The sequence below is a fragment of the Corynebacterium neomassiliense genome, assembly GCF_900626215.1.
Taxonomy (GTDB): Bacteria; Actinomycetota; Actinomycetes; order Mycobacteriales; family Mycobacteriaceae; genus Corynebacterium; species Corynebacterium neomassiliense.
On record NZ_LR131106.1, the window covers coordinates 1796563 to 1822009 of the forward strand.

Below are 25447 nucleotides of genomic sequence, written 5' to 3' on the forward strand. Positions count from 1 at the left end.
TGTCGCGCGTGCTGTTATAAAGTAGCTACTCTGAGAATGTATTGTTCTATATGTGCACAGATGCTGCAGATACATTTGTCTGGGCAGCGCCAGTTCTGTATAAGCTTGAGACTGTATTATTCGCAGGCAGCGTCAGAAGGTGCAGATGTGCATAAGAGACAGCCCGGGAGCAGGGACGGGTGCGGGTACGGGAGCAGGTACAACCGGGAGGCGTCCTCTGCCTGCCCGGATCCTCACCCTGTTCAGCGGGCACGGCATGGGGCACGGCATCGGGTACGGTGTGGGGCACGGTGTGGGGGCTGAAGCGGGGCACGGGTTGTTCCGCGGCGTCCGGCACGTCGACGACGGTCGCCTCGTCGCCGCACTCGCCCGCACCGCCGCCGGCTACGGTGCCCGGGTGCTGACGTACTGCGGGGCCACCGGAATCCACACCGACGGCACCGTCGCCCGCGTCACCCTGACAGACACCCTGCCCCCCTGCACCGACCCGGCACCGGAATCGGCACCGGATTCAGGACCGGGTTCGGGACCTGCCACGGACCTGCTGAGGGAGGAACTGAGGCACCCCCTCCCCGAGGTCTTCCAGGTCGAGGCCGGGGTGATCATCGACACGACCGGTGACGCGACCGGCTCCCGGATACCGGACCCGGGCAGGACGATCCCCGGAGAGAACTTCCCCGGCACTGTCACGGCCCCGGAGGTCGGACACTCCGGATACCGGCTCGTCGCCGAGAGAGCCGTCGACGCCGCGGCCCGGTTCCTCGCCGGATCCGGGGTGACCGCCGGTCCGTGCGTCACGGCGTCCACCCCGGTCGTCGGCGCACCGACCGCGGAATCCTCCGCCGGGGTCGACCCAGCGGACCTCGACGGCCTTCCCACGTCGATGGTCGGCAGGTTCGGCTGTGAAGCCCCCGAGGTCCTCCGGGACGCCACAGTGGACAATCCCCTCGACACCGTCGGCCACAGCACCCACGACATCGACGTCGTCCGGGCGGAACTGGAGTTCCACGTCACCCACGAATGCGCTCTGACGGTCAGTGACCTGCTCGACCGGCGCACCCGCATCGGACTCGTCCCCGCCGACCGGGCAGCGTGCGAGGAAACGGCGCGTGAGATCCTCCGGGAGGTGCTTCCCACGCTGGTGTGAACACCTGCGGCATACTGGGGGCATGATCATCTGCCCGGGCTTCACCGACCTTCCCGCACCTCCGGTACCGCACGGAACCCCGGCGCACCGCCACTGAACATCGGAGGCACACCATGACCGAACCCGCTACCGGCCCCGTCTCCCCCGGAGATTTCATCGCACAGGTTGTTTTCCGGCACAACCCCACCACCAGTCCGCAGTGGTCCTATTACGGGATCAACGCCCCCCTGGCGGGATCCGCCGCGAAACTCTCCGAGGCGAAGTTCGCCGCGAACAGGGACCTGCAGTTCCTCTCGGGCGATCCCTCCCCTGAGTTCCGCAGTTACGCGGAATGGGCGGTGGACCAGGAGACCCGCCCCGAGGAGTTCCTCCACCCGACGGCCCCCGTGTTCGTACGCACCCTCCAGGACGAGGACACGAACCTGCGACTGCACCGGCAGAATCTGGCACAGGCGTACCTGGAGGGGATCCGGTCGGCACCGGAGCTGCGTGTCTCACTGCCTGAGGTGGTGGGTGCCGTCGCCCCCGGTGACGGGGACGCCGACAGTTCCGCCGACGGGCCCACAGAGGTCATCCTCGTCACCCTCTTCCCCGACGACCTGCTCGGGGACGCCCTGCTCAACCTCACCGCGCAGGATTCCGTGGTCTTCTGCCTGCCCGACGGGGACTCCCTGAGTTTCCTGCCCGTCCACGGGGCCGACGTGTGGCCTGAGGAGGGTCCCGGAATGCTGGAGCAGATGGGGCTCGACGAATTCGCCACCGTCCGCGACCTCATGGAGGTCAGCGACGACGACTCCTGACGGGCTGCCGGGGGATTCCCGCCAGGGGATTCCCGCCCGCTCCGGCGTCAGTATCCGTATCCGTAGCCGTACGGGTTGCCGTAGTAGTTGCCGTAGTACGCCGGGTCCGCCACCCCGCCGGGGATCACCGCACCGGTGTAGTCGTCGTACCCGTCGTAGTCGTTGTCCACGACCCCGCCGGTTCCACCCGTGTCCGGCACCGGTGCAGGCTCAGGGGCAGGTGCGGGGGCAGGCTCCGGTGCTGCCGGCGGACGTGTCGGAGACTGCGACGCCGGGCGCGACGGTGCTGTCGATCTGCCCGCACCGGAATCCTCCTCCAGCAGGGAGGGGTCAGCTTCGGTGTAGCCGGGTTCCAGCGGCTTCGGCACCCGGCGCACGTCCTTCGGCGCAGGACCGTCGGTGGTGTCCCCTCCTCCGGTGGCTGAAGGGCCCCGGGTGGCGGACGCCGAACCGCTGATCGACCCGCCGTCGTACATCTGGCGGTAGATCTCCGGTGCCAGCATCGCCGCGAAAAGGTTCGTCAGGTGCTGGGCGTCGCGGTAGACCAGCACATTGCCGACCACTCCCGGGCAGCGGGTGTCCGTGCACAGGGCGTCCGTGACATCCAGTTCGGTGATGTCCAGACCACGGTAGGCGCTGACCGCCGGGTTCACCGCGCTGACCGCCTCTTCCCGGTCGATGCCGCAGTCTTTCGTGGCGTCCCCCGCGGTGTACCGGCCCTCGGCGACGCATACCCGCACATTGCCCTGGACGCCGGGGCTGCTCATCACCCAGGGGGTGTCACGCATTCCCCAGGTGTGGATCCCGGCGTCCGACAGCTTCCTCACCATGTCCACGTACTCGGCGGGGACCTGGTCTGGACCGTCGCCCTGGATGGTCGTGGGACGGGTGACGGTCATGAAGACCCCGTCGGTCGGCGGATTGTCGAGGATGTACTGCTGGGCCTTCCTGTCCCACTCCGCGCACTCCGGATACTCGGAACCGTCCCACTTCGGCAGGTCACCCATCCCGAGCACACAGCCCAGTTTGATGACGGGCACGATCTTCACGTGCCGTTCCCTGGCGATGAGGTCCAGTGCCGGCAGGAAATGCTCCGAATGCGACCCACCGGCCAGGTACATGGTGCGCGATGATTCCGTGTCACCGTACTCGCACGGCTCGTCAGTGGTGTTCGTCATCTTCGTGAACACCAGGTCAGTGGTGTCGAACAGTGCGACGCAGCCGTCCTTGAGAGAGTCCGCCATCATCGGGTCGGCGTTGATCGGATCCGGGAGAACCTCCCCGACCTGAGGAACCGGGGCGTCGTCGAGCAGGGCCGCCGGCCCCGGGTACAGGGACTGGTCCACGTCGGCGACGGTGAGGGCCTTCGTCCTGCTCTCGTTGGCCGCCCGCACCCACGGGCTGAAACCCATGACGCCACCGGTGACCACCGCGAGAAGTACCGCGGCGACCGCCTTCGCCCGGCCCTTCCCCGTCCGTAACGGCCCGGCCAGGTACCCCCGCCGGAACAGCACCCACGACCGTTGAGGCTTGCGCTGCTGCTGCAGCGGACGTTCCACGAAACGGTAGGTGAGCTGGGCGAGCAGGAGGGACAGGGCCATGACGCCGAGACCGACCAGTGTCCCCCGGGTGCCACCGAGGGAGGCGGTGATGCCGTGGAGTCCACCTGACGCCACCTCCGTGGTGGAGTCCGGGGAGCACAGGTACGTCGCCAGGACCAGCAGCGGCCAGTGCCACAGGTACAGGCTGTAGGAGATCCTGCCCAGGAACTGGAAGGGGCGGGTGACCAGCAGGGCCGGGACGCCGACAGGGGCGGTGGTACCGGCCCTTTCGGCACTGTCGGCGTTGCCCGCCAGGATCACCAGGGCCGCGCCCGCCAACGGGATGAGGGTCAACGGTCCCGGGAACTGCGCGGCACCGTCGAGGAAAAGGCCGGTACCGATGATCAGCACCACGCCGACCACCCCCGCCGGCACCCGGACCTTGCGGGGAAAAGGACGATTGAGCAGGTACAGGCCGAAAATCCCGCCGAGACCGATCTCCCAGAACCGGGTCAGGGGCGAGTAGTAGTTCAGGCCCTGGTCCGTGGCATGCAGGTAGGCGGCGTAGATGAAACTTGCCGCTGTCGCGACGATGAGGAGGCCACGGGCCGGTGATCCACCCGCCCGCTTCCTCCGCAGCGTGGAGACCACCCCCACCACGAGAGTGATGACCAGCAGGCTTCCCGCGTACACCTGCATCTGTGCGGACATGGACCAGATGTGCTGGTACAGGCTGACGTCGGAACCGATGGCGGAGTAGTCCTCCCCCTCGGACGCCAGATGCAGGTTCTGGTGGTACAGCAGGGACGCCACGGCGTCCCCGGCGGTGTGCTCCCACCGCACCCGGGCGAACACCGCCACCGCCACCGCCAGGGTGACCCCCACCACCACGACGAGAGCCGGGTAGAGGCGACGGAAAATGCGGAGGAACGCCTGGACCACGGTGAGGCCCGCCGGGTTCAGGGCGTTGCGGATCTGCGGACCGAAGAAGAACACTCCCCCGACAAGGAGGAACACGTCGACACCGGAGGAGACCCTGCCGACGAAGACGTGGAAGACGACCACCAGGGCGATCGCCAGTCCACGCAGGCCGTCAATGTCCCTGCGGTGCAGGAGACTGCGTCGGCGGGGCTCCCCCGGCCTGTCGAGAGTACTGATCATGGCGGTGACTGAGCCTACCGCGCGGAGCCGTCAACAGTGGACTGCTGTGCCGGCGGGCTCCCCTGTGAGGTGGTGGCGGAAGTGGTGGCGGTGCCGTCATCCTCTGCGGCGGTACCGGCGTCATAGCCTTCCACGTAGCCTTCCTCGCCCGGCTTCGGCATGCGGCGCACATCCTTCGGCAGCAATTCGCCCGACACACCGGACGTCCCGCCGTTGTCGGCGACCGCCTTCTCCTGTGCGCTCTTCATCGCGGCGACCGCATCCGGGTCGAACATCTGACGCTCCAGCTCCGGGCCGAGCATCTGGGAGAAAACGTCAGTGAAATGCTGCCCGTCACGGTAGACCAGGACATTGCCGACGACCGCCGGGCACCGGCCGTCGCGGCACATCGAATCCGTCAGGTCAACCTCGGTCACATCGAGACCGTCCAACGCCACCAGCGCCGGATTCACCTCGGCCATAGCCAGGTTCAGGTCGGTCCCGCAGTCCTGGCCCGGGCCGTCACCGAGCAGTCCCTCCGCCACGCACAGGCGTCCATTCCCCTGCTCACCCGGGGCCTGCATGTTCCACGGGGTGTCGCGGACGCCCCAGGTGTGGATCCCGGCGTCCGACAGCTTCCTCACCATGTCCACGTACTCCGTGGGCGTCTGGTCCGGGCCGTCGCCCTCGATGGTCGTCGGACGGGTGACCGTCATGAACACCCCGTCAGTCGGCGGATTGTCGAAAATGTACTGCTGGGCCCTGGCGTCCCACTCCGCACACTCCGGGTACTCGTCACCACCCAGCCGCGGCAGAGGCATACCCAGCACACACCCCATCTTGAGGATCGGGACAATGCGGATGTGCTGCGACTTCGCCACCACGTCCAACGCCGGCAGGTAATGCTCCGAATGCGAACCACCTGCCAGATAGATCGTTCGACGCGAATTCACGTCACCGTAGACACACGGTTCCGAGGAATCGTTGAAATCGTGGGTCAGCACGATGTCCGTGTCACTGAACCGGGCGTAACACCCGTCATCCTGCGTCGGAGGCAGCATATGCTTCTCACTGCTCAGATCGGGACGCACCGGGACGTCGGAAGGAACCGGGGCGTCCTCCAGGAAGGCCCGCGGGCCCGGGTACTGCGCCGGGTCAAGGTCCTCGGCGTCCATCGCCGACAGGCGGGCATTCTCCCGGTACTCCATCACCGGCCCCGTGGACACCACCGCGGCACTGACCACCACCGCCGTACCCACCACAGCGACCGCAGGCCTGCTCCGCAACGCCTCCCGTGACGCCGGCCACCACGACCGCGTCGGCTTACGCGCCTCACGCAGCGGAGTCTCGATGTAGCGCTGGGTCAGCCACGCCAGTGCCAGGGACAGGACGATGACCGCCACACCGACCGCGACGCCCCTCCGGGGGCCCAGGGTCGCGGTGATGCCCTGCACCCCGGCGGTGCGCGTCGGCCCCGTCACCGTGGAGAAATGGAACGTGGCCAGGACCAGCAACGGCCAGTGCCACAGGTACAGGCTGTAGGAGACCCGGCCCAGAAACTGGAAAGGGCGGGTCACCAGCACAGCAGAGACACCCACCAGGTCACCGGACCGGTCGGCACGGTCGGACCGGTCGGCGACAGGATTACCCGCCAGAATCACCAGCGTCGCACCCGTCAGGGGGATCAGGGTCAACGGGCCGGGGAACTGGGCCGCGCCGTCGAGGAACAGTCCCGTCGCAATGATGAGGACAACCCCCACGATCCCGGCGGGGACACGGAACCTCGCCACACCCGCAGGCAGTTCCCGGTTGACCAGCCAGATACCCAGCAGACCGCCGAGACCGATCTCCCAGAAACGGCTCACCGGCGAGTAGTAGTTCCACCCCTGGTCGACACTGTGCAGGTACACCGCGTAGACGAAACTCGCCGCCGTCGCGACGACGAGCAGCAGATGAAGGACAGTCACCGCGCTCACCGCACGCACCCCGGAACCGTCCCGACGCCACCTGCGGACAAGCCACGCGACAACGACGATGACCACCAGTGACGCCAGGTAGATCTGCAGCTGCGCAGACATCGACCAGATGTGCTGGTACAGGCTCACGTCACGACCGACCGCGGCATAGTCCTGCCCCTGGGACGCCAGGTGGAAGTTCTGACGGTAGAGGAGGGACGCCGCGGCGTCCTGCGCCGTCTGCACCCACCTCGGCCGGGAATACACCACCAGCCCCGCCACCATGGTCACCGTCACCACCGTGAGGAGAGCAGGATAGAGACGCCGCAACAGCCGCACCACCGACTGGACCAGAGTCTGCCCGGTGGGACTGAGGGCATTGCGGATCTGCGGCCCGAAGAAGAAGATGCCGCCGACGAGCAGGAAGACGTCCACGCCGGAAGACACCCGTCCCACGAAGACGTGGAAGATGACCACGAGAGCTATCGCCAACCCTCGAAGGCCATCGACGTCCCGACGGTAGGAGCGGGGAGCGGTCGAATTCATAACGCCCATACACTACAGATGTGCGTGCCCGGACCGAAGTCAGATGACGAACACCGATGTCAGCGGGGCCGTGACGGTCAGGGGTGATGCAGGGTGGCGCCGAAGTTGTGGCAGAGTGACCGGGGACTGCTGCGCGGATAGGTGACAGGGTGTAGTCACGCCGTCAGTGCGACGGTCGTGTTCATGATGGTCTCGAACTCGATGGGCGTCAAACGGCCCAGGCGTGCCTGTCTGCGGCGTCGGTGGTAGGTCCGCTCGNGGGGACTGCTGCGCGGATAGGTGACAGGGTGTAGTCACGCCGTCAGTGCGACGGTCGTGTTCATGATGGTCTCGAACTCGATGGGCGTCAAACGGCCCAGGCGTGCCTGTCTGCGGCGTCGGTGGTAGGTCCGCTCGATCCAGGTGACGATCGCGATGCGCAGCTGCTCGCGGGTGGTCCAGGCTCGGCGGTCGAGGACGTTCTTCTGCAGCAGGGCGAAGAACGATTCCATGGCGGCGTTGTCCCCGCTGGAGCCGACGCGGCCCATGGATCCGACCAGGCGATGACGGGCCAGAGCGCGCAGGAACTTCCTGCTACGAAATTGACTGCCCCTGTCGCTGTGGACGATGCAGCCGGCGACGTCGCCGCGCATCGAGACGGCGTTCTCGAGCGCCTGAACGGCCAGGCGGGACTTCATCCTCGAGCCGATCGAGTACCCGACGATCTTGCCGCTGCAGGCGTCTTTGATGGCGCAGCAGTAGAGCTTGCCGTCGGCGGTCTTGTGCTCCGTGATGTCGACGAGCCAGAGCTGGTTCGGGGCGTCGGCGGCGAAGACGTGCCGGGTCCGGCCGTGCTCGTCGATGACGGCGCAGAGGTCGTCGTGGACCGGCGGTCCCGGCTTCTTGCCGTTACGGCCCCGCTTCTTCCCGAACGCGGACCACCAGCCGTTCGCTGAGGCGATCCGCCACGCGGTCCGGTCCGACATCGCCTCACCCGCGTCGCGGGCCTCGTCGGCCAGCAGCCGGTGCCCGAATTCTCCGGTCGTCGCGGTGTGCGTCGAACAGCGCGTTCGCGCGATACGCCTCCACCACCTCGCTTGTGGTGATGGGGTTCGCCAGCCACCGGTAGTAGGGCTGACGGGAGAGCTTGAGCACCCGACACGTCACCGTCACAGGGATCTGCTTCGGCGAGCTCCGTCACGAGCGGGTAGAACCTTTTCCCGGCAGGTTCGCCTGCGACAGGTACGCCGCCGCACGCCGGAGGACCTCGTTCTCCTGCTCGAGGAGCCGGTTCCGCTTGCGCAGCTCACGGATCTCCGCAGCCTCGGTTCGGGTCGTTCCGGGCTTGGCTCCGGCGTCGATGTCGGCGCGACGCAGCCACTTCTGCAGCGTCATGGGGTGAACGCCGAAGTCTTTCGCGATCTGCTCGATCGTCACTCCGGGCTCACGGTTCCTCGCGACGCGCACGACATCGTCACGAAACTCGGACGGGTAAGGCTTGGGCACAGCAACATCCTTCCAGGCCCACCCCACGGCAAGCCAGATCAGATGTCACCTACTCGCGCAGCAGTCCCAAGGATGTCGGAGGCCAGGGACTGCATCTCTGCAGCGGTCTGCTTCCATCCCTCCAGGACGCTGCTGTGGGCAGCTCGAACAATCCGCTTAGCGTCTTCGTCGCTGACGCCGGCGAAGACGCTCGAGAACGCCTCCCGGTAGCCGTAAGTGCCCCTTCATTGTGCTGAAGTCGACCACGGTCTTTCCTTTCGCAGTGGCAGTGAAGCGTCCCACCACGGTCAGTCACACTCAGGGGCGGCCAACCCGCCGATGCGCAGGAACTCCTCGCGCATCAGGCGGGTGCGCAGGATAAGGTCGTTCCGGTCAGTGTCCACCGCGTCCCTGGTGAACTCAGGCAGGGCCAGCCGGCGGTTGTCCCACCACTGTTTTTCCGCCTCGGTGTCGGCGGCACGGACGCGGTTGGAGTATGCCGCGCGAAGGCTGGCGGCGACGGACTTCATCACGTCGAACTCGGCGAAATAGATGCGACCCTCAGTAGGCTCCAGGAACATAGGAATCAGTTCTCCGTTCGTGGCTCAGCTGTCGAAAGCTGGGAAACCAGCGCGTCAATTTCCTCGTCGGTCATCCAGCTCGGCCCATCGCGTAGAACACGATCGGCAACGCGCTGCACCGCGTCAGTGGACGGTTCCCAGCCTGACAGGACGCTGCTATGGACCGACGACACGACGCGCTTGGCATCGGCGTCGCTCATGCCGTCGAAGACGGTCGGGAACGCCTCCCGGTATCCGTCGATACCCCTCAGTGTATTGAAGTCGACCATGGTCCGCCCTTCCTGTCACAGTGGTGAGGTGAGTCCTGCGAACTCTACTGGTCTCTCGGACGGCGAAGTGGTCGCCAAGCCGACGATGTTCGACAGGGATCTGGCGCTCGGGCCTACCGGCGGTCAGGGGACTTCTCGTCAAGATGCTTGTAGAGCGTTGACCGGGAGATTCCGAGTTCCCGTGCTGCACGTGCTTTCGGCATGCCGCGGGCGATGAGCTGTTTGGCCTGTTCGATCTTCTCAGTCGGCACAGGTGTCCTCCCCTTGTAGACGCCGCGGGCCTTGGCCCGGGCGATGCCGTCAGCCTGTCGCTCCCGGATGATGGATCGCTCAAACTCGGCAACAGCTCCGAGCATGCTCAGGAGGAGCCGGCTGGAGGGGGAGGGGTCGTCGGAGTAGGTCTGTCCCTCCTGGAGGAACTGGACCCGGACCCCGGAGGCGGTGAGTTCGTCGACGAGGGTGTGCAGGTCTCGTAGTGAACGTGCGAGCCGGTCCATGCTCACCACGGTGAGGGTGTCACCGGCGCGGAGGTAGGTCAGAACAGCATCGAGGCCGGGACGGTCGCGGGTGGACCCGGTGATGGTGTCGGTGAAGATCCGTTGGGCGCCGGCGGCGGTTAACCGGTCAGTCTGTCGGTCGAGGTTCTGGTCGGTGGTGCTGACGCGGGCATAGCCCACGATCTGTCCGCCAGGGTCTAGTGATTCAGACTGAACTGTGCTTCTAGACATGGACCACACCCTATCGGACAGGAGCGTTGACGGCGTCCCGATATGTACGTCTGGGGTATACCCTATATGGACACCACGATGAAACAGGGTTTGCGTTTTTTCTTGCTGACCCGCCCGACATGGTCACTGACCAGGAAGGACACTGCGATGATCACGCGAGACGAGGTCCGGGACACGCTACGCAAAGCGTTCCCGGCGGTCACCGACGCCGAGGCCGACCGGTACTACGCCACGGTCGAGACGGCGGTGAGTGTCAGGTACGACCGGAAGTACCAGTGGCTGCGGGGCAAATACCTCAGTGGGTTTGTCCGGTGGCCGGAGGGGATGGATCTGCAGGACATCTTCGACAGGATCCACTCCTACGTCGAGGGACAGGTCCGTGCGGACTACCTGGACGAGCTGTTCATGGTGGACGCCGAGGTTGAACGGTTCACTGCCGATGAGGTGGTGGACCTGGAGCAGGATGTCCTCAAGTCGTCGCCGGAGGCGTGGAAGACCCGGGCGTGCGACATGTTCCTGCGGCAGGACATGGGGGATCTGGCCGAGGATCTGTGGCCGCAGGAGCGGCAGACACTGTGGTCGGAGAACTTCTACGACCTCGCCACCGCTCTGCTGACCTCGCTGGAGTACCGCGGACTCGCCCTGCCGCAGGACCAGGAGGACCCGCAGGCCCGGGAACTGTACGTCCAGATCTATGACGCGATGGCCGACGAACACAACCGGCAGGGCAGGAGTGCATCATGACCACCACTGTCACTGCGGCGGCGACCACCGTCCTGGCGGAGGGGCCGTTTCCTACCGGAGGCTTCTGGGGTCCGTTCTGGATCGTTGGCGCCGTCGTCATGGTCGACCCAGCCTCCGTCGGCCGGCTGTGATTGATGTCTGGCTGAGCCCGGCGTGTCTACCGGGACTCTAGGGAACGGTGTCCGAAATCGGCTCAGCGAGACTATAGACGATATTACGAACAAGAGAAGGACTGCGAACACTCCCTCCCCCAACACATCCTCAGCCCCCTCACCATCGTGTCCCAGCCCAAAGATAAAGGCTGGGCTAACAGCAGGGAAGCGCGACGGGTGCTCACCGAACCACAGCAACAGCCTGACGTCGGCGGATGCTCATGTCCACTAATCAATAAGAACCTTCGCAAAACCTCTTGACACGGTGGCGTCGATATGGTAAGTTACATCACCAAATAAAAATTAAGAAAGGATAGGATAATCCCTCACAAATACTATTCTAAATATCCGGAAAGTTCCGACCATGAGTGAGGAGCTTAATAAATGGTGTTAGCACCCTCGCTCATTGCTGCAGTAGGAATATTGCTGCTTGGATACTTAGTTATTGACGTGGCAGAGTCTTCCCTAAAAGGGAAGAATCCACGAAATGGATCCTACGGAATTCGAACGCGAGAAACCAAAAAATCAGATGTGGCATGGAGCGAAGGGCACAAAAAGGCGGCTCCAATCCTCAAATCCACCGGCATTGTTTCAATTGGAATAGCGGCCGTCCTGATAGTAGTGGCTATATTTTTGAATTCATATCCAATATTCGCGATCATAGTTGGCGCATTGGGATATATTGTAATCCTTGCTGGTCTGATACGTGCGGCTATAGTTGCAAATTCGGCGGCTCGCAGGATAAACGAAATGGAAGGTGTTAAGAATGACTAAAATTGGAAAAAGAATAACTGTTACGATCGTAGCTTCATCTCTGTTGGTCGGGTGTGGCGCTGCTCATGCTCAGGGAGTGGAAAAGGGATCAGAAAAAGCATCCGTCGAGTCGGTCGCCAATAAGCAGAGTGTCAACGATAAAGATCTAGTTATGCTTCTGTTGACTGGAACCGGAAGTCTTGCCGATTCGCACCCGAATGTAGTTCGTGATCTCGGGTTTTCCGACGATCGGGAAAAGCCAACTCCTGAAGCTGCTGGCGATTTCGCTGACTACTTCTTGGCCGAGCACTCAGATTTCCACGATGATGTGGCAGAACCAGTAATTTCTGGAGACCCTCGTAGGGTTGAGGAGGCGCTCAAAGACGTTACTTCTATGTCCCGTGCGACCATCGATCACGTAGACAGTAAGGTCGAGCAGCCTCAGGTATCTGACTACAAGTGGAAAGGCCATGTGGGCCTTTGGCATGACGCGATTACGGCTGCGGAAGCACTCGCAAACGGCGTGGTCTATGCAAACGTCGCAGTCGCAACCATGCTGGTAGTTGCAGGTGCAGCCGCTGCCGTCGCAACGGTGGTCCTTGCTTATAACTTCAACAGTGACAAGGTTTCAAAGTTTGATCGTGAGCAGCAAATCGCAAAGCTTACGCAAGAGCTAAAGAAAATGTCGTAGGGAACGATGGCTGACAGGAATCACCCCAGAAGAATTGCAGTAATAGTGTCTCTGTTGGTGGCATTCCTTTTCTTCTTGACGTCGCTATTTTTCACTCTACCGCATAATGTAATCTCTAATGGTGCAAACTCATCTCTTCGAACGTTTTTTGTGGATTTGGCGCCGCAGAATTGGGCGTTTTTCACGAGATCTCCGAGAGAGGAGGAGTACGTACCTTATTCAAATGAAGAGCATTCATACATACTTGAAACCCCGCAAAATAAGTCCAGTAACATGTTAGGAATTTCTCGGGACCAGCGGGCTCAAGGTGTTGAGTTGGGTGCAATCGTAAGGGGTATTGAATCCTGGAATGAGTGTTCGTCGGAAAGCGAGTGCATCTCCGCCGGTCAAAAAGGAAAGGTAGATAGCATTCCTAGCATTTCAAATGACCCGACAATCTGCGGGGATGCACTGATTATGTCAAGAGAAATAACATCTTGGTCATATAGGGAAATTCTAGACGAGGAATATGAATACAACAAAGTCGGGCATGTCAACGTTAAATGCTCTTGATCGGGTATACGATTACGTCTCCGGGTTTCGTATCGACTATCGTCGACTTCAAATCGGGCGTAGCATAATAGCCGCAGCGCATCTAACGGTTATTGTATTCACGGGCACGGGGAATATCTTCGCGCCCCAACTCGGACTTCCGGATTTCCCTCACTGTGACTCTTTTTCTCAGACGGCATCTCTCTACTGTGTTTCGCCAGCTGGAAATTCATGGAACAATGTAATAGCTTCAGTTGTTCTCGTGTGGGTAATAACGGGATTCCTTCCTAGATACTCCTCGATATTGCATTGGTGGATATGCCTGTCCATTGGTATATCATGGAGTCTTCCTGATGGCGGAGAGGCTGTTGCGCGAGTTATTACGCTTTTGCTCATTCCTGTGTGTTTCGGCGACCGTAGAATTTGTGCCTGGTCGAAGCATTCGAGATACTCGAGGGTCGGAATTGCAAACTTCGTTGGGTTTGTATTTATCTGGGCTGTTAGAATTCAGGTAGCATATATATACTTCGACTCAACAATCGCAAAATTCGGTGTTCCGGAATGGGTTGATGGGTCAGCTGAATATTATATTGTTCGAGGTTCTATGTTCGGAACGTCTGGGCCGGCAGAAAGCCTAGTCCTGTGGTTTACGTCGCAGCCATGGGGGACGATACTCATGTCCTGGGGTGCCCTTGCTCTGGAAATGGTTATTGCCATCGGGATACTATTTAGCGGAAGCAAGGTAATTCGAAGAATCGTAGTAATATGTGATGTAGTCCTCCATGCTGGGATTATCGCATTGATGGGTCTTTGGAGTTTTGGGATCATTATGATCGGGTCGGTCGTTGTTTGTTGTTTGCCGCTAGTGAAGCGTGAAGATGAATATGAAGAAGGTATCCCGGAATCCAATTCAAAGAGTATTGATCAGCAAGCGTCGTCCGACGTCGCTGATGGGGCTCGGCAGGGGTCGGGAGACGAGTTGACGCACTCTAGCGGGACGGAGAATCACGTAAGGGTAGTCGAAACGTAGGAAACATGGTAGTGTAGATTTCTATGCTCGAATGTTAGTTACTAGGCTGATCGAGGAGTAATGATATGAGCGCAAAGCAGATTGATGCAGTTGTGAACAGGATGTTCTCCGATGTTGGTTCGGGGCTACATTGCTCGTCGTCTGCGGGGAGGGTTAATGCTGGTGGCTTCGTTACCGTTATTGGCGGGGGTCCGGCCTTCGTAACTGGAGGCATTCCGACTATTGGTCTTACTGTTTCGTAGCTGGGCGATCATTGCTTGACGTGCTGGTGGTGGGCGGAGGACCTGCGGGATTTTTGCTGACTGGGGAATTGGCTTTGTGCGGGGTCTCCGTGGCGTTGACCGAGTCTCTGGACGAGGTGGTGGCGGTTCCACGGGGTGGGTTGATCCATGCCCGGACTCGGCAGGTGCTTGCGCGGAGGGGTCTGGTGAGTCCTGAGTCAACGCGCACTTCGTGGCCGTACCACTACGGGTGTGTGGAGGGAGCGCTTACTCTGCGAAGTCCGGAGCACGAGTACGGTGCTGAGCCTCAGTACTGGCCGCAGGCGGAGTTCGTTCGGATTCTAGAGCGCCGGTGTCTGGACCTTGGGGTGCGTGTGTACAGAAGGTGTCGTCTTCGTACCGCGAGTTCTACTGGGGACTATGTCGAATCGGTGTGTGAAACGGCTGTCGGCAAAAAAACATTCAGAAGTCGGTGGATCGTCGGGGCAGATGGGCTCTTCCGGCTTAAGAGTGCGTAGCGGGTGTGAAGCCCTCGAAGTGGGCCACCACAACATGTAGGGACCATTGATCCCCAGGGGCCGGGAACGTGAAAGGACCCTGCGGTGACAAGATGAAGGTGTCTAATCACCACCTCGTCAACCACAGGATCCATGTCTCACCCTACCGTCACCTCTACCCCTGCCCCGAACATCGTCGCCGATACGATCTGCCGCACCGCAGAACTCGGCCTGTCCATCGACAACGCCGCCGACGCCGGGGAGGTGACCCACCTGTTCTGCCGCCCGGTCGCCACGGCCGTGGACATCACCTGCCCGCAGTGCCACCACGACGGCCGGGTCCGCGACCACGTCGAACGCACCCTCACTGACCTTCCCATCGCCGGGCACCCCGCCCTGCTGCACATCCGGGTACCCCGCCTGCAGTGCACGAACGACGACTGTGAGGTGACGATCTACCGCGCGGGACTGCCGACCACCGCCGCCCGGCGATCTTCGGTGACCCGTCGGGTGACCCGCTGGATCCTGCAGCGCATGGCGATCGACAAGTTGAGTGTGAAAGCCTGCGCCCGCGCGCTGGGCCTCGGCTGGGACACGGTGAACACCCTGGCGGTGACCGCGTGCCGCGCCCTGGCCTACGGTGAGGCGTCGCGTATCGACCACGTCCGTGTCCTGGGCGTCGACGAGCACAAGTGGAAACATGTCCGTGGTGACGGCTCGGCCTCGTTTGTCACCGTCATTGTGGACCTGACACCACAGGTCGACGGGGTCGGCCCGGCACGACTGTTGGACATGGTGCCTGGTAGGAGTGCTGAGGTGTTCGGCGACTGGTTGGCCGCCAGGTCGGAGGGTTTCCGGGACACGGTGAAAGTCGCCACGATGGACGGGTACACCGGGTATGCGAAAGCTGCTGGTGAGCACCTTCACCGGGCCCGGACGGTCATGGACCCGTTCCATGTCGTCCGCCTGGCCGCCGACAAGTTGGATGCGTGTCGCCGGCGGGTACAGAACGCCACCCTGGGGCACCGGGGGCGTAAGGGCGATCCGCTGTACGGGATCCGGCGAACGATGCTCACCCGGATCAGCTTCGTGACCAGGAAACGGGCCGAGCGCCTCGATGAGGTCCTCACCGCCGAGGAACACGTGGCAGTACAAGTGACCTGGAAAATGTATCAGGACCTGATCGCCGCGTACCAGGATGAGGACCGGCGGGCGGGGAAACTGCGACTCTACAAGCTCGCCAAGCGGTTACGTAAGGGTGTGCCCAACGAGCTCACCGAGCTTCGTAGTCTGGGTCGGACGTTGTGGAGGCGGCTGACGGACATCCTGGCGTACTTCGACACCGGGGCGTCCAACGGTCCGGTGGAGGCCATCAACGGAAGGTTGGAGCACCTGCGCGGTATCGCGTTGGGGTTCAGGAACAAAGCCAACTACATCTTCAGGTCACTGATCCACTCCGGAGGGCTTAAGAACCGAATCAACGCACTCTAAAACCGGAAGAGCCGATTATCAGCACTCGGCTATAGCTCTCTGCTAGTATATGCACTATGCCTCACTCTCCTACCGCCAGTCTGTACTTGGACTGCACCTTCGGTCATAGTCAAACGATCGGTTCAATTTCTACAGAAATATACCCAGGCGATTTTGTCGTAGTTACGGGTGCTAATGGTTCTGGTAAATCTACTTTAATCGATACTATTGCCGGAGAATTAGAGACGATAGATGGGGCAGTTCGTGTATCTGCCAAGGTGGGTGACGCAGGTGAGCTTCGGTTCCTCGACCCGGCCTCTCCCGATTCTGCTGGTTTGGTAACCAGGATCGCAGACCCCTCTTTTTTCCCAGAATATACCCTGGGAGAACACTTGGACCTGATCTCTATCCGGACTAGCATCGATGTGAACGAGATTTTGGACAGAGTGCTCGTTTGGGAACTGGAAGACCTTCCTGATACTTTACCTGCGAGACTGTCCAGCGGTCAGCGCCAACGTGCAAACCTCGCTCTCCAACTTGCCGTAGCCGCACCCGTTATTGTTTTAGATGAACCCGAGCGACATCTCGACATTTCATGGATAGAGGTTCTATGTGACCAGTTGCGTTTGATGGCAAGTGAGGGTTTTACGATTATAGTGGCCTCCCACTCTGGCGCAATTATAAATTCAGCCTCCAGGACGATTGAAGTATAATGATGGATTCCCTTACCTTCATGGTTGTCGTTCGCGCTGTGGCTTCAATGGCCGCTATCATTCTTTTATCTTACGTGGCTGAACGAATGTTTCCCCTTCGATCCGTCTCTAGGGATAGGTGGGAGTGGGATCTCCGTCCTTCGAAAATGTTTCCTGGTATTCATAGTTCCGGGTGGTTGCAGATAGCTGTTTTCTCTGTTGTCGGACTTGGGATTGGTGGGATAATACGGTTTGTTATGGGTATTGTTCCTCCTCGTAGGCTTCCAGAGGTCTTGGATAATGGTGTTACGCGGACAATGACTTTGACTTCTCCGATTCTGTTTGACTCGGAGAGGTCCTCTGAAATATATTCCGCTTCTTGGCTGCGAAGTTCTTCGATTGTTACTCGCGGAATGCTTCGTCCGAAGGTTTTATCTTTGATGCTCAGGAGGATTCGCCGACGCGGGTATCTGCCGATACTAATGGTTGTAGTGTCGCTACTTTGGTTTTCCGTTGGTCCAGTTTGTGGCTTATTTGGCCGAGTCGTGTTTTTGATCGGTTGGGGAGTTATTTCGTCAGCCGTCTGGCGTGCCACTAGATTGGATTTGCCCGGTGAGATGGTTTGGCGTTGGGTTATTATCTCGATATTGGCTTTGACTGGTTCTTGTTTTCAGTGGGCGAGTGGTGTGCCGTACCACCCAGTTCAATCTTTGGCGTGGTCATTTGTTTCGATTGTGTACTGTTCTTTAGTCCGAGGAAGAAAGAGGGAGAATAATAATTTCCTCTCTGTTGATACGGGTATTGGGGCAGCTATCCCTGTTGGTATGATTAGCTATTGGTTTTCTGGTGGTATTTCCTTGGTTCCAGCTCTGATTGCTGCCATCGCCGGAGATGTAGATGTCGTAGGATTGCAATAGCGGGCCGCATGACATACGTTCTTTACCCTAGAAATACTCTAAAGAGTGTAGTGCTGCGTTCATTCCTCCCATAAAGTGTACTCCAGCGCCAGGGGCTGTTGACGATGAGCAGAGATAGATCCCTGGAACTCCAGTGTTGTACGGGTTGGTGCTGAATCGAGGTCGAGCAAATAATTGAACAAGATTGTTTGCGCCGCCAGAAATGTCCCCGTCGACATTGTTTGAGTTGTGGGACTCCACCTTCGACGGAGGAGATGCAATCTGACTAATGATGATATCACGAAATCCTGGGGCGTTACTCTCAATCTGAGAAGTCACCAACTCGTAGGTTTCCTGTTCAGTTCCGTCCCACCCGGAAGGCACATGAGCGTAGGCCCACAGTGGGTTAATCGGCTTTCCGTTCATGGTTGTTGACCGGGTGGGATCGGCGAGATACTGCTGGCAGACCAGGGTGAACGGCTGCTCGGGGAGCCGTCCTTGCCAGCAGTCCTTCTCTGCTGCGGCGATCTGTTCTGCGGTTCCTCCAAGGTGGACGGTGCCAGCGCACTGTGCATCAGGTCTCGTCCAGGGAACGTCGCCTTCGATGACGTAGTCAACCTTGGCAACAGCAGGGCCCCGACGAAACTTGTTCCATTTTCTCGCGATGTTGTCTGGAAGGGCATGGCCGAGGATGGAAGCTGCGGTCTCTATGGAGGTGTCGAGAAGGATGATGTCGGCGTAGGCGATTTCTGCCAGTTCAGTGACTCGTTGCCCGGTGACGACCTTGCCTCCGAGGGATCCGAGCAGACCGATTAGGGCGTCGGCGATCGCCTGCGAACCCCCTACAGCGACAGGCCAGCCGTACTTGTGTCCAGCGACGGCGAGCATGGTTCCTGGAGCTGCGGAGCCGGGCAGGTTCAACGGGGTGAAGGCGTGGGCGGCGATACCGGTGAACAGAGCGCGGGCCTCGGGACTGCGGAACCGACGTGCTGACCAGGATGCTGGGAGGCCGGCGTTGATCCCGAACCCTGCGAACAGTAGTGGATGCCGGGGCACGTGGAGCATCGGGCGGAGGAACTCATCGGCGATGTTGTCGGCGCGGTCAGCGAGCGGTCCGAAGGTGGTGCGCCAAGCGCGGGTGTCCCAGTAGTTGCTGAGATCATCGGCAGTGCGAGAGGCTGCATTGTGTAGTGCAGCACTGCGATGTTTGTCAAGGATATGAACCATGTCCACTTTGGCAGTGGTGAACCGTAGACCATGAGCAGTGAGTTGGTCGACGTAGCGGTGGTAGAAGGGGCTGGCTTGGGCCAATGGGTGGGCTGCAGAACAGATGTCATGGATCACGCCAGGGATCATGAGCTCAGCACTGCGGGTCCCACCGCCGATGGTGTCCGCGGCCTCAACAACGGTGACTGCCACCCCTGCATCGGCGAGGATCACAGCAGCCGCGAGTCCGTTGGGTCCGGATCCGACGATAGTGGCGGTGCGAGGAGCACGACGGGTTTTGTTGGAGAGTGCCATAGCGTCGACAGTAGAACACAGCGGTTCAGTAGGTCTTCTTGCCTTATTACGAACAACTGAAGGACCTCGGTGATCAGCCGGGGGGGTCCTTCAGAAAGGACGCGGTGCGGCATACCTACAAACTTCATCTCGGCAGCCCCTCTTCGAAGAAGAAGTTGATGATGCAGGCGAGGAGATGATCGGTACAGGTCAGTGAGTTCGTCGACGAGCAGGGTGAGGATCGGAGATTCTTCATCGGCGTAGGAATTCGCGCAAAATGCATGCCTACCTGCGTAATGACAATGGTGTAAGGTAGCTCTCAAGCGCAAAGAAAGAGCGCCACCCGGGTTGCAGCCCTGGTGACGCTCGCTGGCCCCACGATTACCCCTCGTGGAGAAAGCCTCGCCGATGAGCATACCCACAAACGGCCCGGATGTCCCATCCGGGACTGCTGCGCGAGTAGGTGACATCTGATCTGGCTTGCCGTGGGGTGGGCCTGGAAGGATGTTGCTGTGCCCAAGCCTTACCCGTCCGAGTTTCGTGACGATGTCGTGCGCGTCGCGAGGAACCGTGAGCCCGGANGGGACTGCTGCGCGAGTAGGTGACATCTGATCTGGCTTGCCGTGGGGTGGGCCTGGAAGGATGTTGCTGTGCCCAAGCCTTACCCGTCCGAGTTTCGTGACGATGTCGTGCGCGTCGCGAGGAACCGTGAGCCCGGAGTGACGATCGAGCAGATCGCGAAAGACTTCGGCGTTCACCCCATGACGCTGCAGAAGTGGCTGCGTCGCGCCGACATCGACGCCGGAGCCAAGCCCGGAACGACCCGAACCGAGGCTGCGGAGATCCGTGAGCTGCGCAAGCGGAACCGGCTCCTCGAGCAGGAGAACGAGGTCCTCCGGCGTGCGGCGGCGTACCTGTCGCAGGCGAACCTGCCGGGAAAAGGTTCTACCCGCTCGTGACGGAGCTCGCCGAAGCAGATCCCTGTGACGGTGACGTGTCGGGTGCTCAAGCTCTCCCGTCAGCCCTACTACCGGTGGCTGGCGAACCCCATCACCACAAGCGAGGTGGTGGAGGCGTATCGCGCGAACGCGCTGTTCGACGCACACCGCGACGACCGGAGAATTCGGGCACCGGCTGCTGGCCGACGAGGCCCGCGACGCGGGTGAGGCGATGTCGGACCGGACCGCGTGGCGGATCGCCTCAGCGAACGGCTGGTGGTCCGCGTTCGGGAAGAAGCGGGGCCGTAACGGCAAGAAGCCGGGACCGCCGGTCCACGACGACCTCTGCGCCGTCATCGACGAGCACGGCCGGACCCGGCACGTCTTCGCCGCCGACGCCCCGAACCAGCTCTGGCTCGTCGACATCACGGAGCACAAGACCGCCGAAGGCAAGCTCTACTGCTGCGCCATCAAAGACGCCTGCAGCGGCAAGATCGTCGGGTACTCGATCGGCTCGAGGATGAAGTCCCGCCTGGCCGTTCAGGCGCTCGAGAACGCCGTCTCGATGCGCGGCGACGTCGCCGGCTGCATCGTCCACAGCGACAGGGGCAGTCAATTTCGTAGCAGGAAGTTCCTGCGCGCTCTGGCCCGTCATCGCCTGGTCGGATCCATGGGCCGCGTCGGCTCCAGCGGGGACAACGCCGCCATGGAATCGTTCTTCGCCCTGCTGCAGAAGAACGTCCTCGACCGCCGAGCCTGGACCACCCGCGAGCAGCTGCGCATCGCGATCGTCACCTGGATCGAGCGGACCTACCACCGACGCCGCAGACAGGCACGCCTGGGCCGTTTGACGCCCATCGAGTTCGAGACCATCATGAACACGACCGTCGCACTGACGGCGTGACTACACCCTGTCACCTATCCGCGCAGCAGTCCCCCGCACGGTGGCTGCACGGTGGCTGCACGGTGGCTGCACGGTGGCTGCACGGTGGCTGCACGGTGGCTGCACGGTGGCTGCACGGTGGCTGCAGAGTGGTCACGGGTGACTGCAGATTGGTCACGGGTGGCGTCCCCCCTGCTTCTCTCTCCGGCCCACCGTCTCACCCCAGCGCCACCGCCACCCTCCGGCGCAGGGCGGCTACAGCCCTGACGTCCCGGAGATCCCCGGCCGTGACCCGCAGCACCCGGCCACCGTCACGCTGCAAAACCGCCAGGACCCTCGAATCATGGTCACGCTGCGCCCGGCGCAGATGGTGCACACCGTCATAGAACAGGTGCAGCCCCCTGTCCTCCCACGCGAGATCGGGGGTGGTCAGCAGGGTACCGTCGTCACGGAAAACCGGGCCCTGGCTGTGCAGCCCCGGGGCCAGACCCCCCACCGCCAGTCGCAGCACCGTCTCCGGAGGCGACTCCGCCCCGATATCCGTGTAGCCCAGGACACGGGCCGCGTCCGTGGCATCCACCCCTCCCGGCAGCCCGAGCGCTGCCGGACTGCCCACCACCGTCGCCCCCAGAGCCTGATGGAAAGCATCACTGACCTGCACGCACCTCAGAAACTCCCGGGTGAATCCCGGACGCACCGTCGACAGGTCAGGCACCTGCCAGCAGCGGTCACGGGTGGCGTCCGGCACCGACACCCTGCGCAGCATCCGCGACAGGGTGGTCCGGGGATCCGTACGCAGCAGGTAGGGACGGTCGTCGAGCACCGGCGACGCAGCAGCGCGGTGACGCTCAATGTACCTGGTGGGGCACAGGATCACGTGCGGTGGGCATGCCGACCGGCGGGTGCCTTTCGGCGCAAGGAACTCGAGCTGCTCACCATCGACGAAGTACCTCATGCCGTAGAACACCGCAGCCGCGAAAGAGGTCGCGATGCGACGCGGATGCCGGATGAGGTGAGCCAGCACCAAGGTCGCCGGGTGGATCCGACGCCCGTACACGGTAGAAGATGACGTCTCAGGGAACTGCTGTTCATCGCGGATGAACATGCCGTAGTCGACGCTCACCCACCGGTCCCGGAGGGTCGCCCTGGACACTCCGAGACGCGTGAGTTCGGCACGGGTGAAGGGCCGGCAGTCGGGAACGGGAGAAGGAAAGTTGGACCGGCGCCAGGGGATCCTCCTGATGTACCAGTCCGTCGGTGTGCACTCGCGGTGAAGCGGGAGGAGAGCACCGGGAGTGACCGGGCCCGGTGACTGTGGTGGCTGTAGTGGCTGTGGTGGCTGTGGTGGCTGTGGTGATTGTGGTGGCGTGCTGTGTGCAGTGCGTTCGCGGAACCCCTGCCGCGATTCTCCCCCGGAGTTCATGGACGCCAAGTCAACTGCACTCCCGACGTCCTGTCACACCCTGTGTCCACAGGCTCGCCGACCCTGCGCCCACCTTGTGGACTCTCTGTGGATTCCCTACAGAAAAACCTCAGTCAGGTCTCTTCAGATACTCTTCGGACGTTCATGCCGTTCCCGCGGACTCTCTACGCGCACTGCAGGTATGCAGGGGATCTGACAACGTGGCGTCCGCAGGTTGTGTCAGAAGTCCGCGGGTTGTGTCGCTTTTCGCCCAGAACCGACACAACCCGCGGACTCAGAGCACAACCCGCGGACGCCACGCCCGAAACACGCCGCGCCACGCAACATCACTGCATCACACGGCACCGAACCTTCACCGAACGGCAGGTCAGAAGTTGGCGGACACCGCATCCAGGGCTTCGACCTCGTCATCGTCAAGGACGAGCGATGCCCCGGCGAGCAGCGGACCGACCTGCTCCACCGTCCGGGCAGAGGCGATCGGAGCCGTGACACCCTTCGCCCGCAGCCAGGCGAGGGCGATCGTCGCGGGCTCCTGCCCGCGACCCTCAGCCACGCTGAGGAGAGTCGAGACAACGGCGAAGGGGTCAGCCACACCTGCCAGGTATCCGGAGACCATTCCCTCACGAGACGTTCCGGCAATGTCCCCGGCAGAACGGTACTTGCCCGTGAGCAGGCCGGACGCCAATGAGAAGTAGGAGAACACGGCGACGTCATGCCCGGCAGCAGCCTGCTCGGTGACCACAGGTGCGTAGTCCTTCTCATAACCGGACCTGGCCAGCAGACTGTACTGGGGCTGGATCGCGACCGGGGCGGCGGGCGAACCTGCGGCGATGCGGAAGAACTCGCGCATCCGGTCCGGCGTGTAGTTCGACAGCCCGATGTGCTTCACCCTGCCGGATTCGACCAGCGCAGCGGCGGTGGCGACCTGGTCTTCGACAGACACGGATTCGTCGTCGTAATGGTAGTAGTACAGGTCCACGACGTCGGTCTGGAGCCGCTTCAGGGAGTCGTCGAGGTTCCGGTCGACCACGCCGCGCTCCAGACCCGGCGCCGACTGGATCGCGCCGACCTTGGTGGCGAGCACCACGTCAGAGCGCTTTCCGGACGCCGCGAACCACTGCCCGAGCACCCTTTCCGACTCCCCGCCGGACAGTCCCTCACCCCACTGGGAGTACATGTCGGCAGTGTCGATGAGCGATCCACCGCCGGATACGAAAGCATCCAGGACAGCTTGAGATTCCTCGGCGTCCGAGGTCCAGCCGAAGGTATTGCCGCCGAGAACGACGGGCAGGGCGTCTGAGAACAGGGAGGTGGTGTCAGTCATGGCCCCAGGCTACGCCGGTGACCCGGAGTGCTTCAGAACTTCGCTGTACTCCGACCGACTCCGACCGGCCCCTCCGACCGGGCCCTCCGACCGGGCCCCGGGCCCGGCACCGCATCGACAACCCCTCACGCGCCCTCACGCGTCGATGAGAAGCCACTCTCCGATGGACATGAACAACACGACAGGGAACAGTGCCACGAGAACACCTGCAAGAAACAGTTTCCATATGTCTCGGAACCTCCCCACCGCAGGGCTCCGCACCGCCCAGGCAACCCAGGCCACGACATAGCCGACGAGCGGGACCGAACACAGGAGTAGCAGCAGCATTCCTTCACCCGTCAGCGGATTCCTTGATACCTTGACGTCTCGCCGATCAACCATACCAAAAACGCCCTCAAGAAAAATGCGATAGCGGTCACTCAGTAGATCAGATGCCCACCAGCCAATTGCCAGTCCGGTGCCGACAAGGACAACCGCCAAAACTGTCCACAGTGAGACCCGTGCATCGCGACGCCTGTCCGGGTCATCAAGATTGCAGAACCTCACCGTCCCTAGACTGCCCTAAAACCGGTCACAGGGGCACTCTCTCCCTGGACCTCAAATGGTTTAGCAATTCCAAGTCTCATACCCTCGTACGCAACATTCACCATGTTCTCCTGCCACGCCCCCCACCGAGTATCGTGGTAGGCAAAATCATAGTGATCGAAGTAATAGACAACCTGCTCAAATTGAACATAGGTGACGCCATTGGGGTACGGCCGTGCAATAACCGTTGTCAATGTCGAAGAACTATGACGCCCAAGAGAATGCACATAGTCGCCACTGATCCCGGCAGTCAATCTCCATCTGGAAGAGTACGTATATTTCAGCGATGCCCCCCGACCCTTCGCAATCTGCACCGCTCGATTTATCGCATATTCCCTGTCCATGAGAACCAGTGGCCCCGGTGGATCCACGAATTCTCCGGGGCCACCCCTGCCGTAGTCCGTATTCATCTCTACCATCCACTGGTCAACAACTGCACTCGATAACACGAAGAGTTCGCCAGTATTGCCGTAATAATGATCCCACAAGCCGGCAGCATTGTATTCATGCAGTCCGCGCTCCAAGAACTGAATGCCAGCTGCTGCCGCTAGGAAATTTGCCTCCTTGACGTTATTTCCTTCTCCGGAACGGACTCCGTATTCAGAAAAGTCCGGCGGCCAGTACGCTGGATGGATTCCGTTGTCGTAAGTCCGAATCTGCAGATCTTCCCAGTCGAGAACTTCAACTGCTTCTCCGGAGTGATCCTGCCCATCAGCCGCCCGCAGACCCCTCACCAGACCACCGTCACCAGAGGACAATTGCCCGTCGGCGACCAGTTCGACCTTTCCACGCAACAGGACCGGTACATTCCAGCCGTCCAACGGTTCCCACTCATCACGCGCAGCCATCCAGCCACTCCTGCCACCATCGAAAAGGCTTGTTTACCTAACCTTACATACCCGTCATGTGAAGGGCAACGACGTGAAACTACGAGCGGGGAGAAGTC

General features: G+C 61.5%; 22 protein-coding genes and 2 pseudogenes. 13 read left to right on the forward strand and 11 right to left on the reverse strand.

Going from position 1 to position 25447, the window contains the following annotated elements:
• The first annotated feature begins 145 nt into the window (after window positions 1–145).
• Window positions 146–1147 (forward strand): glycerol-3-phosphate dehydrogenase C-terminal domain-containing protein, encoded by a 1002-nt coding sequence (locus E0E18_RS07880; protein ID WP_130840093.1) that lies wholly within the window; start codon window positions 146–148, stop codon window positions 1145–1147.
• 113 nt (window positions 1148–1260) lie between these two features.
• The gene (locus tag E0E18_RS07885; protein WP_066585350.1) at window positions 1261–1947 is read left to right on the forward strand and encodes a hypothetical protein; all 687 of its coding nucleotides are present in this window, start codon (window positions 1261–1263) and stop codon (window positions 1945–1947) included.
• 47 nt (window positions 1948–1994) lie between these two features.
• Here E0E18_RS07885 and E0E18_RS07890 read toward each other — a convergent pair whose 3' ends face one another.
• The 6 genes and pseudogenes from E0E18_RS07890 to E0E18_RS07915 form a co-directional block, all read right to left on the reverse strand.
• On the reverse strand, window positions 1995–4649 hold the full coding sequence (locus tag E0E18_RS07890; RefSeq protein WP_130840095.1) for an acyltransferase family protein: 2655 nt from the start codon (window positions 4647–4649) through the stop codon (window positions 1995–1997).
• Between the two features lie 14 nt (window positions 4650–4663).
• Entirely contained in the window at window positions 4664–7129 is a 2466-nt protein-coding gene (locus E0E18_RS07895) for an acyltransferase family protein (RefSeq protein ID WP_130840098.1), read from the reverse strand.
• A 293-nt stretch (window positions 7130–7422) separates the two neighbouring features.
• A pseudogene (locus E0E18_RS07900) lies at window positions 7423–8614 on the reverse strand (IS3 family transposase).
• 287 nt (window positions 8615–8901) lie between these two features.
• Window positions 8902–9174, reverse strand: coding sequence for a hypothetical protein (locus E0E18_RS07905; RefSeq protein ID WP_130840101.1), 273 nt, complete (start codon window positions 9172–9174; stop codon window positions 8902–8904).
• Between the two features lie 5 nt (window positions 9175–9179).
• A complete protein-coding gene (locus E0E18_RS07910) occupies window positions 9180–9443 on the reverse strand; it encodes a hypothetical protein (RefSeq protein ID WP_130840103.1) in 264 nt (87 codons plus the stop codon).
• A gap of 113 nt (window positions 9444–9556) precedes the next feature.
• Window positions 9557–10120 carry a recombinase family protein gene (locus tag E0E18_RS07915; RefSeq protein ID WP_337189536.1) on the reverse strand — a complete coding sequence of 188 codons (564 nt, stop codon included), beginning with the start codon at window positions 10118–10120 and terminating at the stop codon, window positions 9557–9559.
• A gap of 198 nt (window positions 10121–10318) precedes the next feature.
• On the opposite strand from E0E18_RS07915, the gene E0E18_RS07920 reads away from it, so the two are divergent.
• The 10 genes from E0E18_RS07920 (at window position 10319) to E0E18_RS07960 (ending at window position 17869) form a co-directional block, all read left to right on the forward strand.
• Window positions 10319–10915, forward strand: a complete 597-nt coding sequence (locus tag E0E18_RS07920; protein WP_130840108.1) for a hypothetical protein — start codon at window positions 10319–10321, stop codon at window positions 10913–10915.
• Entirely contained in the window at window positions 10912–11046 is a 135-nt protein-coding gene (locus tag E0E18_RS14325) for a hypothetical protein (protein ID WP_272914247.1), read from the forward strand. Before E0E18_RS07920 ends, E0E18_RS14325 begins: the two co-directional genes overlap by 4 nt.
• Before the next feature lie 405 nt (window positions 11047–11451).
• Complete coding sequence (locus tag E0E18_RS07925) at window positions 11452–11841, forward strand: SdpI family protein (protein ID WP_130840110.1); 390 nt, start codon at window positions 11452–11454, stop codon at window positions 11839–11841.
• On the forward strand, window positions 11834–12511 hold the full coding sequence (locus E0E18_RS07930; RefSeq protein ID WP_130840112.1) for a sporulation delaying protein family toxin: 678 nt from the start codon (window positions 11834–11836) through the stop codon (window positions 12509–12511). Before E0E18_RS07925 ends, E0E18_RS07930 begins: the two co-directional genes overlap by 8 nt.
• A gap of 6 nt (window positions 12512–12517) precedes the next feature.
• Window positions 12518–13063, forward strand: coding sequence for an SdpA family antimicrobial peptide system protein (locus E0E18_RS07935; RefSeq protein ID WP_130840114.1), 546 nt, complete (start codon window positions 12518–12520; stop codon window positions 13061–13063).
• Window positions 13020–14072 carry a sporulation-delaying protein SdpB family protein gene (locus E0E18_RS07940; RefSeq protein ID WP_130840116.1) on the forward strand — a complete coding sequence of 351 codons (1053 nt, stop codon included), beginning with the start codon at window positions 13020–13022 and terminating at the stop codon, window positions 14070–14072. The genes E0E18_RS07935 and E0E18_RS07940 overlap by 44 nt, the downstream gene beginning before the upstream one ends.
• Window positions 14073–14343: 271 nt before the next feature.
• Window positions 14344–14811, forward strand: coding sequence for an FAD-dependent monooxygenase (locus tag E0E18_RS14485; RefSeq protein WP_419866061.1), 468 nt, complete (start codon window positions 14344–14346; stop codon window positions 14809–14811).
• 132 nt (window positions 14812–14943) lie between these two features.
• Window positions 14944–16281, forward strand: coding sequence for an ISL3 family transposase (locus E0E18_RS07950; RefSeq protein WP_130840120.1), 1338 nt, complete (start codon window positions 14944–14946; stop codon window positions 16279–16281).
• A 56-nt stretch (window positions 16282–16337) separates the two neighbouring features.
• Window positions 16338–16973, forward strand: coding sequence for an ABC transporter ATP-binding protein (locus E0E18_RS07955; protein WP_130840122.1), 636 nt, complete (start codon window positions 16338–16340; stop codon window positions 16971–16973).
• Window positions 16974–17365: 392 nt separating this feature from the next.
• Entirely contained in the window at window positions 17366–17869 is a 504-nt protein-coding gene (locus tag E0E18_RS07960; protein WP_130840124.1) for a hypothetical protein, read from the forward strand.
• 27 nt (window positions 17870–17896) lie between these two features.
• Here E0E18_RS07960 and E0E18_RS07965 read toward each other — a convergent pair whose 3' ends face one another.
• Window positions 17897–19369: a phytoene desaturase family protein gene (locus E0E18_RS07965; RefSeq protein ID WP_130840126.1), complete on the reverse strand. Its 1473-nt coding sequence runs from the start codon at window positions 19367–19369 to the stop codon at window positions 17897–17899.
• Window positions 19370–19998: 629 nt separating this feature from the next.
• Between E0E18_RS07965 and E0E18_RS07970 the strand changes: the two are divergent.
• Window positions 19999–21190 (forward strand): annotated as a pseudogene (locus E0E18_RS07970) (IS3 family transposase).
• Between the two features lie 196 nt (window positions 21191–21386).
• Here the strand turns inward: E0E18_RS07970 and E0E18_RS07975 are convergent.
• The 4 genes from E0E18_RS07975 to E0E18_RS07990 all read right to left on the reverse strand — a co-directional run bounded on the left by E0E18_RS07975 (window position 21387) and on the right by E0E18_RS07990 (window position 25349).
• Window positions 21387–22292, reverse strand: a complete 906-nt coding sequence (locus E0E18_RS07975; RefSeq protein ID WP_237559692.1) for an amidohydrolase family protein — start codon at window positions 22290–22292, stop codon at window positions 21387–21389.
• A 667-nt stretch (window positions 22293–22959) separates the two neighbouring features.
• Window positions 22960–23916 carry an aldo/keto reductase gene (locus E0E18_RS07980; RefSeq protein WP_130840128.1) on the reverse strand — a complete coding sequence of 319 codons (957 nt, stop codon included), beginning with the start codon at window positions 23914–23916 and terminating at the stop codon, window positions 22960–22962.
• A 135-nt stretch (window positions 23917–24051) separates the two neighbouring features.
• On the reverse strand, window positions 24052–24243 hold the full coding sequence (locus tag E0E18_RS07985) for a hypothetical protein (protein WP_066585358.1): 192 nt from the start codon (window positions 24241–24243) through the stop codon (window positions 24052–24054).
• Window positions 24244–24467: 224 nt separating this feature from the next.
• Window positions 24468–25349, reverse strand: coding sequence for a hypothetical protein (locus E0E18_RS07990; protein ID WP_130840130.1), 882 nt, complete (start codon window positions 25347–25349; stop codon window positions 24468–24470).
• Window positions 25350–25447 lie beyond the last annotated feature (98 nt).

Excerpts from the sequence above, each read along its gene's own strand:
- E0E18_RS07890 (WP_130840095.1), bottom strand. The coding sequence starts at position 4,649 with ATGATCAGTACTCTCGACAGGCCGGGGGAGCCCCGCCGACGCAGTCTC.
- E0E18_RS14325 (WP_272914247.1), top strand. The coding sequence starts at position 10,912 with ATGACCACCACTGTCACTGCGGCGGCGACCACCGTCCTGGCGGAGGGG.
- E0E18_RS07885 (WP_066585350.1), top strand. The coding sequence starts at position 1,261 with ATGACCGAACCCGCTACCGGCCCCGTCTCCCCCGGAGATTTCATCGCA.
- E0E18_RS07905 (WP_130840101.1), bottom strand. The coding sequence starts at position 9,174 with ATGTTCCTGGAGCCTACTGAGGGTCGCATCTATTTCGCCGAGTTCGAC.
- E0E18_RS07940 (WP_130840116.1), top strand. The coding sequence starts at position 13,020 with ATGAATACAACAAAGTCGGGCATGTCAACGTTAAATGCTCTTGATCGG.
- E0E18_RS07895 (WP_130840098.1), bottom strand. The coding sequence starts at position 7,129 with ATGAATTCGACCGCTCCCCGCTCCTACCGTCGGGACGTCGATGGCCTT.
- E0E18_RS07935 (WP_130840114.1), top strand. The coding sequence starts at position 12,518 with ATGGCTGACAGGAATCACCCCAGAAGAATTGCAGTAATAGTGTCTCTG.
- E0E18_RS07965 (WP_130840126.1), bottom strand. The coding sequence starts at position 19,369 with ATGGCACTCTCCAACAAAACCCGTCGTGCTCCTCGCACCGCCACTATC.
- E0E18_RS07980 (WP_130840128.1), bottom strand. The coding sequence starts at position 23,916 with ATGACTGACACCACCTCCCTGTTCTCAGACGCCCTGCCCGTCGTTCTC.
- E0E18_RS07955 (WP_130840122.1), top strand. The coding sequence starts at position 16,338 with ATGCCTCACTCTCCTACCGCCAGTCTGTACTTGGACTGCACCTTCGGT.
- E0E18_RS07950 (WP_130840120.1), top strand. The coding sequence starts at position 14,944 with ATGTCTCACCCTACCGTCACCTCTACCCCTGCCCCGAACATCGTCGCC.
- E0E18_RS07910 (WP_130840103.1), bottom strand. The coding sequence starts at position 9,443 with ATGGTCGACTTCAATACACTGAGGGGTATCGACGGATACCGGGAGGCG.
- E0E18_RS07920 (WP_130840108.1), top strand. The coding sequence starts at position 10,319 with ATGATCACGCGAGACGAGGTCCGGGACACGCTACGCAAAGCGTTCCCG.
- E0E18_RS07880 (WP_130840093.1), top strand. The coding sequence starts at position 146 with ATGTGCATAAGAGACAGCCCGGGAGCAGGGACGGGTGCGGGTACGGGA.
- E0E18_RS07990 (WP_130840130.1), bottom strand. The coding sequence starts at position 25,349 with ATGGCTGCGCGTGATGAGTGGGAACCGTTGGACGGCTGGAATGTACCG.
- E0E18_RS07985 (WP_066585358.1), bottom strand. The coding sequence starts at position 24,243 with ATGCTGCTGCTACTCCTGTGTTCGGTCCCGCTCGTCGGCTATGTCGTG.
- E0E18_RS07930 (WP_130840112.1), top strand. The coding sequence starts at position 11,834 with ATGACTAAAATTGGAAAAAGAATAACTGTTACGATCGTAGCTTCATCT.
- E0E18_RS07960 (WP_130840124.1), top strand. The coding sequence starts at position 17,366 with ATGCTTCGTCCGAAGGTTTTATCTTTGATGCTCAGGAGGATTCGCCGA.
- E0E18_RS07925 (WP_130840110.1), top strand. The coding sequence starts at position 11,452 with ATGGTGTTAGCACCCTCGCTCATTGCTGCAGTAGGAATATTGCTGCTT.